Below are 16,070 nucleotides of genomic sequence, written 5' to 3' on the forward strand. Positions count from 1 at the left end.
CCCCCGTGTTCGAGGTGCGGGAGGTGGACGCCGACTGCCCGATGCCGTGTTCGGTGCCGACGGGCGCTGTCTTCGCGATGGTCCTGCCCGGCACGGGCATGTCGGCGGCGGCGATGCGGGCCGGTCCGTTCGAGCGGCACGGGTCCGACCGGGAGCCGGGGTCCCGCCGGACGCCGAGGCGCCCGACGGGACGGCGCGGACCTGTCCCGCTTCTTCGCGACGGGAGGGCCGACCGGGGTCAGTCGAAGTAGTCCGGCTGGGTCTGGACGTTCAGCTCGCCCAGTCGCACCCGCTTGGCGGGGTCCGTGCGCCGGTCGTCGATCTTCAGTACGTCGAAGCCCTTGGCGATGTCGTTCGAGTAGATGTGGCCGTTGTAGTAGTACGCCGACCAGGCACCGCCCGTGACCAGTCCGGTGGTGGACAGCGGACCTCGCTCGAAGTAGGCGATCTCCTTCGGGTGCGAGGAGTCGGTGAAGTCCCAGACCGAGACGCCGCCCTGGTACCAGGCCTGGACCATCAGGTCCTTGCCCTTGACCGGGATCAGCGAGCCGTTGTGGGCGACGCAGTTCTCGGTGGCCGCCTGGTAACGGGGGATCTTGTAGTAGCTGCGGAAGACCAGTTTGCGCTTGTCACCCTTGCCGACGATGTCGTAGATGCCGTCCGCGCCGCGGTTCGGGCCGATCTCGGCGTTGCAGGTGGCCGCGCCGCCGCCGCCCAGCTCGTCGGTGAAGACGACCTTGTTCGCCTTCTGGTTGAAGGTCGCCGAGTGCCAGAACGCGAAGTTGACGTTGTCCTGGACCCGGTCGATGACCCTCGGGTTCTCCGGGTCCTCGATGGAGAACAGGATGCCGTCACCCATGCAGGCACCGGCGGCCAGGTCCTTCTCCGGCAGCACGGTGATGTCGTGGCAGCCGGTGGTCTTGGACACGCCCGGGTTGGTGGGCGAACCGGGGTTGCCGCCGCCGTCCGGGCCCTCGCCCGGGAAGAGCACGGGGAAGTTCACGACCGCCGCCCGCTCGGGGGCCTTGCGCGGCACCTTGATGACGGAGATGCCGTCGTGCGGGGGCTGGCAGTCCGGGTAGGTGGCGTTCGGCGAGTACGAGGAGACGTACACGTAGACGTTCCTGCGCTCGGGCACCAGGGTGTGGGTGTGCGAGCCGCAGGCGGTCTCGACGGCGGCGACGTACTTCGGGTTCCTCTTGTCGCTGATGTCGAAGATCTTCATGCCCTCCCAGGAGGACTTCTCGGTCGCGGGCTGCGTGGTGCTGTTGCAACTGCTGTCGCTGCGCGAGGAGTCGGTGGAGAGGAAGAGCAGGTCGCCGGAGACGGAGATGTCGTTCTGCGAGCCCGGGCAGAGCACCTGCGCGACGGTCTTCGGCGCCCTGGGGTCGGAGATGTCGAAGATGCGGAAGCCGTCGTAGTTGCCGGCGAAGGCGTACCGGCCCTGGAAGGCCAGGTCCGAGTTGATGCCCGGCAGTACGTCCTTGGGGATGTTGGCGAGGTGCTCGATGTTGTCGGAGTGGACGATCTCGTCCTGTCCGGGTAACTCGCCGTCGGCGATCGCCTCGGCCGCCCGGGCCCGCGCCTCCTGCGACACCTGGCGTTCCGCGGCCGGGCCGTCCCCGGGGTCGGGGGTGGCGGCTGCGGGGACGGCCGTCAGGAGCGCCGCGAGGAGTCCGGCGCAAGCCGCGACGACACCCAGCCGTCCTGGCCGCGTTCGACCCAGCCGTCCGGGCCGCGTTCGGGGGTGGTTCAACAGGGTCACTGCATCCTCCCTTGTCGCCGTTCACGAGGGAACGGTTCACGGTCCTCCGAAGTATCGTCTTCATCATGCACAGATCAAAGGTGGGTAACGCATTCGTCATGAATCTCACCGGTGATCGGTGCGAAGATCCATGAGTGTCGGTCAGGTTCATCAACTCCCCCGCACCAGGAGGTCGTTGTGTCAAGAAGCCGGGCGCCCCTCGCCACCGCGGCCGCGCTGCTCGTGCTCGCCCTCGCCGGCTGTGACGCGGACACCGGCGACAGGTCCGCCGACGGCGGCGGGCCTTCGGTGATCGTTCCCGGCGCACCGGGCGAGGGGAACCGCACGCTCTCCGCCGACGAGGCGGCCGCGCAGCGCGCCGAGGACGACAGCCCCAACGCGGCCGACGTCTCGTACGCCCGGATGATGATCCAGCACCACGCCCAGGCCCTGGAGATGACCGGGCTCGTCCCGGGCCGCGCCCGGTCGGGGGACCTCAAGCGTCTCGCCCTGCGCATCTCCGCGGCTCAGCGCCCCGAGATCGAGGCCATGCGGGGCTGGCTGAAGACGCACGGGAAGACGGAGACCGGGGACGCCGGGGACCATCGGCACGCCGGGATGCCCGGAATGGCGACCGAGACCCAGATGGAGGAGCTGCGCGCGGCCCGCGGCGCGGACTTCGACGCCCTCTTCCTCACCCTGATGATCACTCACCACGAGGGAGCCGTCGCCATGGCCACCGACGTCAAGGCGCAGGGCAACAACCTGCTGATCGAGGAGATGGCCGACGACGTGGTGGCCCAGCAGACCAGCGAGATCACCCGTATGCGCGGGATGCGCTGAACGACGTCCCGTGACGGGACCGCTGGACGCGGCGCCACCGGAGTTCGACCGGAAGCGTGAACACCCCGGCCGGGAGTCCGAGGGGCAGTCCTCGCGCGAGAGGCCCGACCGGAAGATCCGGCCGGGCCTCTCGTACGAAACCTCGGTCCCGTCCAGGGAACGAGCTTCAGCAGCTTGTTCGGGGAACCCGACCCGATGCCGCTGAGGACTCCACCGGTCGCGCCGTCGACCAGTGCGCCGCCGACGGCCGCCGGGGAGGCGCCGGGGCGGGCGGTCAGATAGAGGGCGGCGGCTCCGGAGACGTGCGGGGCGGCGAACGAGGTGCCGTTGCCCGTGTACGTGGCCGAGTCGGAGCCGGCCAAAGCGGGCGGGGCGGACGGCATCGCGCGCCGCCGTGCGTCACCGATCGTCAGGCCGCCGGCCCCTGGGCTTCGCGGACCAGCCGCCAGGCCTCGGTGAACAACTCGGGGAGCGTACCCGGCAGCAGATCGAAGGCGTACACCTCGTTCTTTCCGTAGGTGTGCACCTTCGCGCCGATCAGTGGTGCCTTCCAGGTCTCCATCGGCGGCAGAGGTTTCTTGGCGTGCGCCCACGGGCCGGGCAGGAAGTGCTTGCGGCCCGCCCGGGCCCTGCGGTCCTCCACCACCAGACCGCGCGCCACCAGCTCCGTCGCGGCCGCCTTGTGACGGGCCGGACTCCAGGCGTTCCAACGCCGTACGTTGCGGTCCGAGGGCACGGGGAGCAGCAGGAGCTGGAGGTAGAGGGCGGCGGCGTCCTCGGACAGGTCGAGAGTGGTGGCGACGTCGGCGACCAGGTCCGGGACACAGGCGCGCGGGTCGGACTCGTAGCGGCCCGGGGGCAGATCGCCGACGGCGACGCGGGCGGTGATGCGGTCGCAGGCGCTGCCCGTCAGCCAGGCCCAGCGCTCGTTCCCGCTGCGGCCGTGGATCAGGTTCGGGTGGAGGAGCCCGGCCTGCGCGTCGTCCCGGGCCAGCACCTCGCGCAGGTGGCGGGCGGCCTCGGGCATTCCCTCGCGCACGGGATCCCCGGCGGGCAGGTCCGTGTACGCCCACGTCAGGCCGGCGAAGACGGCGTTCGCGACGGTATGGGCTCCGTACTTTCCCATGAACTCCCACGGAGTGTACGGGCGCAGGGGCTCGGGCCGGCCGGACCGGACCTGCGGGTGGGAGTCCGGCGGCAGGGCGGAGTCCGTCGGGTCGAGGAACAGATGGCACAGGCGGGCCGCCGGCACCTCGGCCTCCAGGGCGAGCGCGGCCTGCCAGGTGCTCCACGGCGGGGCCGGACGGACGCCGTGCTGCTGTGCCCAGACCGCGGCGGTGCGCTCCGCGAGGCGGGCCACACCGCCCGGCTCCCACAGGTCCGCGGGGTCCTCGGGCATCACGTCGGCGAGCAGGTCGAGTCGCCCTTCGATACTCAGGATCCACGACAACTCGGCCTGTGCCGATTCGAGTTCACCGCTCTTGAAGCCGAGCACGGCACGTTCGTGCTGGTCGAGGAAGGAGTTGCCGTGGTAGCTGCCCGTGCCGGGGTTGCCGGCCAGGACGAGGGCCGCGGCGGGGCGGCTCATCCCGGTCGCCTCGCTCAGGGTCAGGACCGCGTCCGGGTCCCAGGCGACGGGGCCGCGCTCCCGGACGAGCTCCACCAGGCGCAGCAGCTGTCCGGGAGTGCCCCAACGGTGGTGGCGGTCCACGACGTCGAGCGGTTCCTCGGGACGCGGGGCGGCCTCGCCGCCGGGCAGCACGGCCTCGAAGTAGAGGTTTCTGCGCGCTGCCGGCAAGTACAGGCCGAAGGAGACGCCCTGGTGGTCGCGGGCGTTGAACGAGGTCGTCCCGTCGAGCCGGCCCACGCGGAAGCGGTAGGCCGGATCGGCGAACGGCGTCCCCGCCCACATCTCCAGGAAGTCGAGCACCATGTCGCGGCGCTCCGGCCTGGTCGCGGGGGACGCCGCGCGCAACGCGAGCGCGCCGGGGCGTCCTATGGCCTCCGTCCAGGTACCCGCTCCGGGCAGGCGGACCTTCCGTCCGTCCGGATCGGGTTTCCAACTGTCCAAGATCTCTGCCGTGTTGCGGCCCGGCGACAGATGGACCTCCTGTTCGGCCGGACCGAGGGACCGACTGCCTTCGACGTAGCGCCCGATGTGCCTGATGTCGTCGAAGATGCCCGAACGCCAGCAGTCCGGGACCCGGACGAGCCCCTGCAGGGCGCTGCCTATGGCGTAGGTGAACCGTACGTGGGGAGGCGGGGACGGGACCGTGGCGATGTCGTTCATGCCTCCGATCATGGCGGACGGCACCGACAACGGGCCGCGCGGGCACCCCGGCCCGCCCGCCCGTGCGATCTCGGGACGCGGTCGCCGCACACGCCGTCGGCGTCGTCCTCGTGCCGTCGGGAGGCGGCGGTCCGGGTTCAGCCGGCGGAGGCGTGGGCCGGGGACGACGCGTCGGCGGGACACGGCCCGGCGGCATGCTCCGGATGGTCCGAGCGCGCCGTCCGCAGTCGGACGTCCGCGGGGTCCAGGCGGAGCATGGCCGTTTCGTCCGGGGTGCCGGGGGCCGCCTGGTAGACCACCATCCGCTGGCCGCCCGACCGGGCCAGTCGCATGACCTCGTAGGTCAGGGTCATCGGTCCGACCTTCGGATGCTGGAAGGTCTTCTGTCCGCCGCCGCGTTCGCAGACGTCGTACCGCTCCCAGAGTCGCGCGAACTCCGGTGATTTCAAGACCAGTTCACCGACGAGCGTAGTCAGTTCGGGGTCGTCGGGGTCGGCTCCGGCGACCGCCCGCAGATGCGCCACCGAGAGTGCCACCGTCTCCTCCCACGGCTGGTAGAGCGTGCGGCCGACCGGGTGGAGGAAGAGGTAGCGGGTCAGGTTGCGCTGCTCCTGCGGCCAGTCCCAGAGTCCGGGCAGCAGTCGCCGGCCGGGCGGATTGGCGGCCAGTACGCGGTTGTAGCGGCTGACTATGTAGGCGGGGAGCGGGCGCACCGACTCCAGCATCCGCAGCATGGAGTCGCGGACGGTGTGATCGGGGGAGGCGGGCAGTTCACCGATCCGGCCGGAGGCCAGCTCCGCGAGCTCGTGCAGGCGTTCATAGGCGTCGCCGCGCAGCCGCAGGGCGCGGCCCAGGGCGTCCACGACGGCGGGGGAGGGGTTGGCCTCCCTGCCGCGCTCCAGCCGGATGTAGTAGTCGACGCTCACTCCGGCCAGCGCGGCCAGTTCCTCCCTGCGCAGTCCGGGAGTGCGGCGCAGTCCCGCACCGGCCGGGAGGCCGACGTCCTCCGGGAGGACCTGCGCCCTGCGGGCCTTCAGATATCTGCCGAGCTCGGTGCCCCGTGAGTCTGCTGCTGCCATTCGGCCCATTGTGGCAGGTGGACCGGGAACGTGGGGGGCCCTGTCAGGGCCTGGAACGCCGCACCCCGGGAACAGCCCGGTCTGCCGGATCGCCGCACAGGGGACGAGAGTTGGTCCCGCAGCGGGCGGCCCGGCCGCCGGGGCCCAGGGGGTGCGAGGCACAGGACCGCGGCCCCGACGGACCGGAGCCGCCCGCCGATCCCTTCCCGACCCACAGTCGATTCCGCTTTCCTGCACAGGAGTTCGTCATGCGGCCCACATCCACCCCCTCCACGTCCGCGTCCACCGCGCTCGCCCACGGGCACGGTCGGCGGTCGTCGGCGCCCACCCTCCGGAAGCGACAGTCGCAGCAGCCCCGACCAGCCGTGCCACCCGCCGACGTTCCCACCCCGCCGCGTCACGGCGGTGTCGCACTGGTCGCCTCGCTGCTCGGCTTCACGGTGATCACCATCGACGTCTCGGCCGTCAACATCGCCCTGCCCGCGATAGGGAAGTCCCTCAGCGGCGGGATGACCGGACTGCAGTGGGTGGTGGACGCGTACACCCTGATGTTCGCGGCCCTGATGATCTCCGCCGGCGCCCTCGCCGACCGTGCGGGTGCCCGTCGCGCCTACGCCTGGGGCGTGTCCCTGTTCACCCTCGCCTCCCTCGGCTGCGCACTGGCGCCCGGCATCGGCGTGCTGGTCGGCGCGCGCGTCGCCCAGGGCGGCGCCGCCGCGGTCGTGATGCCGGCCTCGCTGGCGCTGATCCGGCAGTCCTACGACGACGCCCGGGCGCGTGCTCGGGCCATCGCGCTGTGGACGGTCGGTGGTTCGGTGGCGATGGCCGCGGGTCCGGTCCTGGGCGGGCTGCTCACCGAATCGGCCGGCTGGCGGGCGGTCTTCCTGCTCAACCTCCCGGTGGGCGCTGTGATCCTGGGCCTGCTGACCCGGGTGCCGCGCTCCGTGCGTCGGCCTGCCGCGGTGGACGGCGGCGGCCAGCTCACCGCCGTACTGGCCCTGGGCGGACTGGCCTTCGCGGTGATCGAGGGCGGTCACCTGGGCTGGACCAGCGGTCCCGTGCTGGTCGCCGCCGGGCTCGCCGTCGCCTCCGGGTACGCCTTTCGCGTGGTGGAGGCCCGTCACCACCGGCCCATGGTCCCGCTGGACATGCTGAAGGACCGCCGGGTGACCGTCGCGCTGGCGGTCGGTTTCGCCGTCAACGCCGCCTTCTACGGAGGGATCTTCCTCCTCGGGCTGTACTACCAGCAGCTGCGCGGAATGTCGGGGATCGCGGCCGGGCTGATGTTCGTCCCGATGTCGGCGGTGGTGACGGCGACCAACCTCGTCTCGCCGCGGCTGGCGGAGCGGATCGGGCGGCGGCCGGTGATCGTCGCCGGCCAGCTGATCTTCACCGGAGCGATGCTGGCCATGCTGCCGCTGGCCGCGCACACCCCGGTGTGGCTGGTGCTGGTCCTGCTGCTGCCGCTGAGCGTCGGCGGTGCGCTCGCGGTGCCCGCGCTGACCGCGCTGCTGATGGACGCCGTGCCGGGAGAGCGCGCGGGGACGGCGTCGGGTCTGCTCAACTCGTTCCGCCAGACCGGCGGTGCGCTGGCCGTCGCCCTCTTCGGCGGCCTGCTCTCCGGCTCCGGCGGGAGCTTCTCCCTCCCGGGCATGCGCATCGGCCTCCTCGCCGTCACCGCCCTCCTCATGGCCACCACCGCCCTGTCCCGCCTCCTGCTGCCCCGGGGCTGACTCCCCTCGATCGGCCCCACCTGGCGGGCGCGATCATCGGGACCCGACACCGCCTCCTGCCGCCTCGTCCGGACCCGGGTCAAGACGGTGCACCCTGCCGCCGACCGACGGAGCGCAGGCGCTCAGGCTCGGCCGGTCCTGTGGAGGACTGTCGTCAGGCGTGCCAGTCCCTTCGGTCCGTAGCCGTCCGCGACGGCCTGGTCGATGGTGCTCTTCGCCGCGGCGAGCATCCCCACATCGATTCCGTGGCCGGTGGCCGTGCTGATGACGTGCGCGATCCCGGACGCCGCGGAAGCGATCGTGGACCGCTCTCCTGGGCAGTGGCCGGCCCGGATCCGGGCGGCACGGCTCGTATGGATTCCACCTCTCACGCTTACGGCTCACCCGCGATGCGGCATATGCCGTTGGCAGGAAAGCTGGTGGCGACTTTCCGGGGCCGGAACGAGAGGAAAACGGTGCGCGACGACACCTCGGACCCGTATTCCGCTGGACGGCGGAGGCCGCATTCCGGTCGAGCAGCCAACTGCCGTGCGGGACGGGCTGGTGAAGACCGGCCGTGCAGGCGATGCCGTGCGCGAATAGCCGGTGCCCCGGAAGGTGCCTCGGAGCCGGTCACGGAGGCGGTGCGCGCCACGCCCGACCGACCACGCAGAGCCCGTCCGACCAGATCACCGTCGAGTTCGGTGTTGACCTGGTGTCTGACGCTGGGGACGTGATCGCAAAGAGCCAGGCCGGTTGTCATCGGAACGTGCCCGGGGAGAGAGGTGGCTCCGGGCACCCGCGCGTGAGTTGGAGCTGATCGCGGTGACCAGCACGGACAAGAACACCAGCGGCGGCATGGCATCGGTCCTGCCCGCAGCCGTTGCCCAGATTCTGGGCCCCGACGGCGTGGTGGCTGGAGCGGGTTTCCTGGTCGCCGAGAGTGTGGTGGTCACCTGTGCTCACGTCGTCGAGGCGGCCGGAGCCGGTCCGGGGGAGACGCTCTTGCTGGCCTTCCCCCACGCGAAGGGGGAGGGGCAGGTACATGGCCATGTCGTGAGCGAGCTGTGGCGTGCGGCACAGAACGAGGACGTGGCGTTCCTCCGGCTGACCAGCGTACCGAGCGGTGCGTGGCCGCTTCCGCTCGGCTCGGCGAAGAACTGCCGGGGCCACGCTGTCCGCTCCTGGGGGTTCCCCACCCAGGCACCGCGGGAAGGACACCACGGCTACGGTGAGGCGGGCGATCTGCTGCCGGGCTCGGACGGCCACGGCGCGCTTCTGCAGCTTACGGGTGCCAACGACCTCACCACCGGCTTCAGCGGCGGGCCCGTCCTCGATGAGGAGACCGGCCTGGTCATCGGTATGGTCACCGCGATCACCGCGCCCGACGCATTCGAACGGGGCCAGGGCATCGCGTATGTCACGCCGACGCAGGTGCTGCGCGATGTCATGCCGGAGCTGGTGGAACGCGCGGTGTGCCCGTACCGGGGGCTCGAACCGTTCACCGCGGAGCACGCCCAGTGGTTCCAGGGCCGACAGGACGCTGTACGGCAGGTCCTGACCAGCCTGGCACGCCAACACCGGCTGACACTACTGCTCGGGCCGTCGGGCTCGGGCAAGTCGTCGCTGATCCAGGCGGGGGTGCTGGGGGCGCTGGCGGAAGGGGCCGTTGCGGGCAGTGACCGGTGGCTGACCGTGCTTGTGCGGCCGAGACAGGACCTGGCTGCGGAAATCGAGCGCGCGGGGCTACCCGAAGCGTCCACGGACGGGATCGCCGCCGCCGTCACCCGTCGGCTCGCAGCCGAACCCGAGCGCCGGCGCATCCTGCTGATCATTGACCAGTTCGAAGAGCTCTTCACCCAGTCGGGCAACAGCCATCACAGCAGGCGTCCGGCCGTCGCGGACCAGATCGTCGATGGAGTCGACTCGCATACCGAACTCACCGTGATCCTGGTCATGCGCGACGACTTCTACCCCCAACTGGCCGCCTTTGCCCCCCGGTTGCTGGAAGCCGCGACACCAGGGCTCCTCAACGTCCCGGGCAGCCTGAACCATCGGGACCTCCACGACATCATCACCCTGCCCGCCCGGGACGTGGGCCTTCGCTTCCAGCCAGGGCTGGCGGAGCAGATCGTCACCGACGTCCTGGCCATCACTCCGGAGGACGCCTCCGCCCGGCAGGCGCCCGTGACCGTGCTGCCCCTACTGGAGCTGACTCTCGAACAGCTGTGGCGCCGGCGGGAAGACGGATATCTCACCCATGATGCCTACCGCCGCATCGGAGCGGTCAGCGGAAGCCTGACCACCTGGTGCGACAGCGCCCTCAACGAACTGTCGCCCGGTCAACGGTCCGTCGCCCGCCGTATCCTGACCTCACTCGTGCACCCCGCCGACTCCAACCGTCGTATCCCGGACGTGCGGGCGCAGATCCCCCTCGGCGAACTGCGTGATCTCGCAGTGGGGCCGGACGAGACAACCGACGGCGAAGTCGACACCGTCTTGGCTACGCTCACCCGCCACCGCATCATCACCACCCAGACCCTGCGTGACCCCCGGCACCCCGACGCGCCTCCAGGGGAGCCGGTGGCGGAACTGATCCATGATGCGCTCATCCGCGACTGGGGCATGCTGCGCAAATGGGTCAGACAGGATCGCCATTTCCTTGAATGGCTTGAGCGCACGAGGGAACGACGGACTCGCTGGGCGGAGAGCGCCGATCCGGGCGACCTGCTAGGGGGTACGGCCCTCGCGGAAGGCCTCGAATGGTCGCAGAAACGACGTCTCCCAGCTGATATCGCGGCCTTTCTCACCGCCAGCCGGGACCGCCAGCGTGCAGGCATCCGGCGCAGCCGACGCCTCAACATGATTCTCGCCTGCCTGCTCGCCCTCACCCTCATCGCTGCGGGTGGCGTTCTCTGGCAATGGAGGAAAACAGTCACCACACGTCAAGCGGCCCAGTCCCGTCAGCTCGCCGCCCAGTCCAACGCCCTCATCGAGTCGAACCCCGAACTCGCATCGCTGCTGGCCGTCAAGGCGTACCGCACCAGCCACACTCCCGAATCCCTTGAAAGCCTGAACAACGCAGCAGCTCTCCCGCTGCATCGACGCCTGTCCGGCCACGCCCGTGACGTGCTGTCGGTGGCCTTCAGCCCCGACGGCCGCACTCTCGCCAGTGGAGGTGGCGACGGCACCGTACGGCTGTGGGACGTGGTCACCGGAAAGACCCGTACCACCCTGGACGCTCCTGGAGTGGTCTCGGTGGCCTTCAGCCCCGACGGCCACGCCTTCGCCACCGGTAGCTCCACAGGGCCGGTGCAGTTGTGGAACCTGGCCACCGGCAAGGCGTGGATCACGCTGACCGGGCACACCAGTGAGGTGGCTACGATGATGTTCAGCCCCGACAGCCGAACCCTCGCCACCGGCAGCGACGACTCGACCGTGCGGCTGTGGGACGTGGGCACGGGGAAACTCCGCACGACCTTGGACGACCACACCGACTCGGTGCACGCGGTGGCCTTCAGCCCCGACGGCCGCACGCTCGCCACCGGCAGTGGTGACTTGACCGTGCGCTTGTGGGACGTGTTCACCGGCAGCCCTCGCATGACCCTGCCCGAACAGGGCGGATCCGTGGCATCGGTGGCGTTCAGTCCCGACGGCGCCACGCTCGCCGTAGCGAGCGGTGACGGGACAGTGGGGCTCTGGGACGCGGTCACCGGAAAATCCCTCGCCACTCTGCAGGGGGACGTCAGCACGATGGCGTTCAGCCCGGACAGCCGCACACTCGTCATCGGCAGTTCTGACCACTCCGTGCAGTTGTGGGACGTGGCCACGGGAGCGGTCCGCACCACCTTTCGCGGACACACCAACGAGGTGGTTTCCGTGGCGTTCAGCCCCGATGGGCGCACTGTCGCTTCCGGTGGCCGCGACCACAGTGTGCGTTTGTGGGGTGTGGCCGACCGCACCATCCTGACCGGACACACCACCGGGGTGTTGTCGGTGGCGTTCAGTCCTGACGGTCACACGCTCGCCACTGCGGGTGGCGAAGGAACCATCAGGCTGTGGGACGTCGCCAGTGGCACGACCCGCGCCGTCCTCAAGGACGACACCGCGGCGCTCTCCGTGGCGTTCAGCCCCGACGGCCGCACCCTCGCGGCCGGCTTGTGGGACCACTTCGTACGGTTGTGGGACGTAGGAAGCGGCAAGATCCGCACCACGCTGGACGTGCATGCGGAGCAGGTGAACGCGGTGGCGTTCAGCCCCGACGGTCGCACCCTCGCCACCAGTACCGTTGACGGAACAACAGTGCTTTGGGATCCGGCCACCGGCAAGAGCCGCACGACCCTGAGCGTCGAAGACGCCGCCTACGTGACGTCGGTGGCGTTCAGTCCTGACGGACGTACCCTTGCCACCGGCAGTGGCGCTCGCACCGCGCGACTGTGGGACGTGGTCACGGGCAAGACCCGCACCGTCTTCTCCGGCCATACCGACAGGGTGGAGACAGTGGCGTTCAGCCCCGATGGACATACCTTGGCCACCGGCAGTTTCGACCGTACTGTGCGACTGTGGGATGTCGCGTCCGGTAAGACCCGCACCACGCTGATCGGACACACCAGCGAGGTGAATTCTGTGGCGTTCAGCCCCGACGGTCGCACCCTCGCCACCGGCAGCAACGACTACACCGTGCGGCTGTGGGATGCGGCGTCCGGCAAAACCCGCACCACGCTGATCGGACACTCGGCCGGTGTGCTGTCGGTGGCGTTCAGCCCCGGCGGCGGCACCTTCGCCAGTGGCAGCGTCGACCAGACCGCGAGGCTGTGGAAAGTCGACCTTCCCCGACCCGCCGCAGCGATCGAGAAGATCTGCCAGGCCGTCGACCGCGACCTCACCTCGGCGGAACGGACGGCCTACCTGTCGGACCGGTCAGGCAGTCCCGTCTGTAAAACAGGTTGAGGACCTTCGGCAGCCCCGACCCGAGGGGCGGAAGCGATTCGATCGTCTCGGGGAGGCGCTCGTGGTCGGGACAGTACCGACGGGCCCGCATGATCCACGGCCAGGACCGTTTCATCACCCACGTGGGTGGTTCATGGGCCGGGCTGTCCCGGTGACGGTGTGTTCAGCCGGTGGCGGGGAGCTGCCGGGCGAAGCGGCGGACGGCGTCGGTGAAAGCGGCCGGGGCGTCGAAGTTCGCGAGGTGCCGCGCCCGCGGGATCAGTTCGACGCGCGCCCGGGGGTGCGCGCGGGCGAAGTCCGTCTCCTGCGCACGGAAGAAGGTGTCCTTCTCGCCGTTCAGGATGAGGACCGGAGCGCTCACGTGGCGCATCGCGTCCGCGTCGAAGCGTCCCAGCACTTCGCCCCAGGCCGCCGGCAGCGTGTGGAAGGCGTAGCCGGAACGGATGGTCGCCTCCACCACTTCCGGTGGGTAGAGCCGCCGCAGCAGCCGGTCGTTCCACCGGGTGAGGCGATCCGCCGGTACGCGGGGGACCAGCCTGGCAGCCCACCGGTACGGCGCCGTCCGGAGGCCGCGGGTGGAGGCACTGGCTCCCGCGAGGACCAGTCCGCGCAGCTGTTCCGGACGGCGCCGCGCGAATTCCAGCGAGGCGTATCCGCCGAGCGAGTGCCCGACGACCAGAGCCGGTCCGTGGCCGAGCGAGTCCACCGCGGAGGCGATGACCTCTGTCGCGCCGCTCAGGCTCCATGGCTGGGCCGAGCGCTCCCCGTGCCCGGGAAGGTCGACGGCGGTCGTCGGGAACTCGTCCCGGAGCGCGGCGAGTTGTGCGCTCCACTGTCCTGCGCTGAAGCGTGTCCCGTGAACGAAGACCACGGGTACTGCGTCCGCTGCCGTCATCGGCTCCCCCAGTAGTGCCGTCCGGCCGACTCTACTGGCGTCCCGCTCGAGACCGGGGAGAGGCACCGCACGGTATTCGGTCATCCGGATCGCCGGATCGCCGGATCGCCGGATCGCCCGAGCCGTCCTCGCTCTTCGGCCGGCCGACTCGGGGTGAGGACGGAAAGGGCCCGGCGAGCGCCGGAACGGCCGGTGCCACCCGGCGTGCCCGGCGCCGGAGCGCACCCCGGACCGGGCCGAACCCGTACACCACTTCCCTGGGCGCGGCCGGTGGGCCGAACACCGTTCGGGGTGCGTGACGTGGTTCGCATGCTGTTCCGGCGCATCTCGCGTACCAGCGACTTCATCCGGTTCACCTGTGGTGACTGACCGTCGGATAGCCCAATTCCGCATTTAGTACCCGGGGTTACAGCGGTGGAGTCGATCAGGCTTGCTATCGTGTTACTAGTTGGTAGCAATCCGTAGGGGGCTCCAGGGGGTCGGCGCGAGCATCATCGCCGTTTCCCGGGCGGATTGGCCGAGACGGACGTTCTGGCAAGGGGGCCAGGCGGACACGCCATCTGCGCGTACCCATGACGCGGCCTTCGAACTCCAGTCTTCTCGCTCGCTTATCCGAACAGGTGAGACTCCTCTCATGGCCCGTTCCCTGGTCGACCTATTGACCGTGCATGCCTCCAGGCAGCCCGACCGGACCGCCTACCGATACCTCGTCACCGGTGACTGTGACGGAGAGATCCAGGACATTTCGTACGGACGGCTCGCCGAGCGGTCCCGGGCCGTCGCCGCCTGGCTGCAGGAGCGCGGCCTGGCCGGCTCCCGCGCCATGCTGCTGTACCCGCCCGGCATCGAGTTCATCTGCGGTTACCTCGGCTGCCTCTCGGCGGGTGTCGTCGCCGTGCCGGGCCTGCCCCCGCACGGGCGCTCGCAGAACCACCGTGCCCTGCTCCGGATGAAGCGCCTGATCGCCGACGCGGACGCCAAGGTGATCCTGGGCGGCCGCGAGGTGATCGCGGTCCTCGCCGCCATGTCGGAAGACCTGCCCGAGCTGGCCGACATCACCTGCGTCGCCACCGAGGACATCCCCGACGAGGCGGCCGCCTCCTGGCGCGAACCCGACCTCGACGCCGACTCGGTCGCCTTCCTCCAGTACACCTCCGGATCCACCTCCGCCCCGCGCGGGGTGATGGTGACCCACGGGAACCTGCTGGACAACGAGCGGGTCATCACGGAGCGGATGGGCCACACTCCCGACGTGATCGAGGAGTACGACCATGAACTCTTCGTCAGCTGGCTGCCCGTCTACCACGACATGGGCCTCATCGGCCCGGTCCTGAACGCGGCCTACCTCGGCGTGACCGCCACCCTCTTCTCCCCGCTGCACTTCCTACAGCGGCCCGAGCGCTGGCTGACCGCCATCAGCCGGTACCGTCCGCACACGAGCGGCGGCCCCAACTTCGCCTACGAGCTGTGCCTGAAGAACGTCACACCGGACCTGCTCGACGGCCTCGACCTGAGCCGGTGGAAGGTCGCCTTCAACGGCGCCGAACCGGTGCGGGCCGCGACCCTGCGCCGGTTCACCGAGACCTTCGGAGCGGCCGGCTTCCGTCACGAGGCCCTGTATCCGTGCTACGGCCTGGCCGAAGCCACGCTGATCGTCACCGGCGGTTCGGTGCAGGACCCGCCCACACTGGCCATCGCCGCCACGGACACCACCGCCGCCGCCGACGGAGCCTGGCCGCACACCGGCGCGGCGGACGTCAGGTCGGTGGACGCGGCGGCGGTCGGTTCCGGACGGCCCGGCCCCGGCGTCACCGTGGTGATCGCCGATCCCGAACGGCGGGAAGAACTGCCCGAGGGCGAGGTCGGCGAGATCTGGGTCTCCGGCGCGAGCGTCGCCAAGGGCTACTGGCGCAACGCGCTCGCCACCCGGCAGACCTTCCGGGCCACCCTCATGGGCCGCGAAGGCCGTTTCCTGCGCACCGGCGACCTCGGATACCTGCGAGGCGGCGAACTCTTCGTCACCGGCCGCCTCAAGGACCTGATCGTCGTCGAGGGACGCAACCACTACCCGCAGGACCTGGAACTGTCCGCCGAGATGTCCCACTGGGCGCTACGGCCCGGCTGCACCGCCGCCTTCTCCGTGGACCGCGGAGAGGAGGGCGAGCAGCCCGTGGTCGTCGCCGAGACGGCACCGGAGGCGGCGGGCGAGGCCGAGAAGATCATCGATCTGATCCGCGGGGCGATCGGTGAGGCGCACGGCCTGCGGGTGCGCGACGTCGTGCTCGTCCACCCCGGCACCATCCCCAAGACGTCCAGCGGGAAGATCCAGCGCCATGCCTCCCGGGCGGCGTATCTCGACGGCACGCTTTCCCTGGTCAGCGGGCCCGTGACGACATGACCTCCCCGCCGACGGCGTGTCCGCGCGCCGTCGGCGGCTCGTCGGCGGCCGTGGGCAGGCCTGTCGCCCGGCCGTAGGCCGTCGGTGGGGTGATCGTGCGTCGGGCCGGGGGGCGTACCGCGCTCGCACCGCCACCGGAACCCGCCGCACGGAGTCCGC

At 70.6% G+C, this 16,070-nt stretch carries 9 protein-coding genes and 1 pseudogene; 4 read left to right on the plus strand and 6 right to left on the minus strand.

The features are described 5' to 3' along the window. Nucleotides 1-238 precede the first annotated feature (238 nt). Complete coding sequence (locus tag CW362_RS09590; RefSeq protein ID WP_376452239.1) at nucleotides 239-1,765, minus strand: LVIVD repeat-containing protein; 1,527 nt, start codon at nucleotides 1,763-1,765, stop codon at nucleotides 239-241. A 177-nt stretch (nucleotides 1,766-1,942) separates the two neighbouring features. On the opposite strand from CW362_RS09590, the gene CW362_RS09595 reads away from it, so the two are divergent. Beyond that, complete coding sequence (locus CW362_RS09595) at nucleotides 1,943-2,587, plus strand: DUF305 domain-containing protein (protein WP_103548959.1); 645 nt, start codon at nucleotides 1,943-1,945, stop codon at nucleotides 2,585-2,587. A 155-nt stretch (nucleotides 2,588-2,742) separates the two neighbouring features. On the opposite strand, the pseudogene CW362_RS09600 reads toward CW362_RS09595, so the two are convergent. From CW362_RS09600 to CW362_RS09610, 3 genes and pseudogenes are all read right to left on the minus strand, one after another. Beyond that, a pseudogene (locus CW362_RS09600) lies at nucleotides 2,743-2,946 on the minus strand (S8 family serine peptidase); the annotation flags it as partial. 50 nt (nucleotides 2,947-2,996) lie between these two features. Beyond that, nucleotides 2,997-4,877 (minus strand): hypothetical protein, encoded by a 1,881-nt coding sequence (locus tag CW362_RS09605; protein ID WP_103548960.1) that lies wholly within the window; start codon nucleotides 4,875-4,877, stop codon nucleotides 2,997-2,999. 137 nt (nucleotides 4,878-5,014) lie between these two features. Continuing rightward, complete coding sequence (locus CW362_RS09610; protein ID WP_103548961.1) at nucleotides 5,015-5,956, minus strand: helix-turn-helix domain-containing protein; 942 nt, start codon at nucleotides 5,954-5,956, stop codon at nucleotides 5,015-5,017. 248 nt (nucleotides 5,957-6,204) lie between these two features. Here CW362_RS09610 and CW362_RS09615 point away from each other — a divergent pair, with 248 nt between their 5' ends. Beyond that, nucleotides 6,205-7,689 carry an MFS transporter gene (locus CW362_RS09615; protein ID WP_103548962.1) on the plus strand — a complete coding sequence of 495 codons (1,485 nt, stop codon included), beginning with the start codon at nucleotides 6,205-6,207 and terminating at the stop codon, nucleotides 7,687-7,689. A 122-nt stretch (nucleotides 7,690-7,811) separates the two neighbouring features. Here the strand turns inward: CW362_RS09615 and CW362_RS09620 are convergent, their stop codons facing one another. Next, the gene (locus CW362_RS09620) at nucleotides 7,812-8,060 is read right to left on the minus strand and encodes an imine reductase family protein (protein ID WP_206300910.1); all 249 of its coding nucleotides are present in this window, start codon (nucleotides 8,058-8,060) and stop codon (nucleotides 7,812-7,814) included. A 433-nt stretch (nucleotides 8,061-8,493) separates the two neighbouring features. Here CW362_RS09620 and CW362_RS09630 point away from each other — a divergent pair, with 433 nt between their 5' ends. Further along, entirely contained in the window at nucleotides 8,494-12,618 is a 4,125-nt protein-coding gene (locus CW362_RS09630) for an nSTAND1 domain-containing NTPase (protein WP_240657732.1), read from the plus strand. Between the two features lie 163 nt (nucleotides 12,619-12,781). On the opposite strand, the gene CW362_RS09635 is transcribed toward CW362_RS09630, so the two are convergent. Continuing rightward, the gene (locus CW362_RS09635) at nucleotides 12,782-13,513 is read right to left on the minus strand and encodes an alpha/beta fold hydrolase (RefSeq protein ID WP_103548963.1); all 732 of its coding nucleotides are present in this window, start codon (nucleotides 13,511-13,513) and stop codon (nucleotides 12,782-12,784) included. Nucleotides 13,514-14,147: 634 nt separating this feature from the next. Here CW362_RS09635 and CW362_RS09640 point away from each other — a divergent pair. Beyond that, complete coding sequence (locus CW362_RS09640; protein WP_103548964.1) at nucleotides 14,148-15,911, plus strand: fatty acyl-AMP ligase; 1,764 nt, start codon at nucleotides 14,148-14,150, stop codon at nucleotides 15,909-15,911. Nucleotides 15,912-16,070 lie beyond the last annotated feature (159 nt).

The sequence above is a fragment of the Streptomyces populi genome (genome assembly GCF_002911015.1).
GTDB classification, from domain to species: domain Bacteria; phylum Actinomycetota; class Actinomycetes; order Streptomycetales; family Streptomycetaceae; genus Streptomyces; species Streptomyces populi.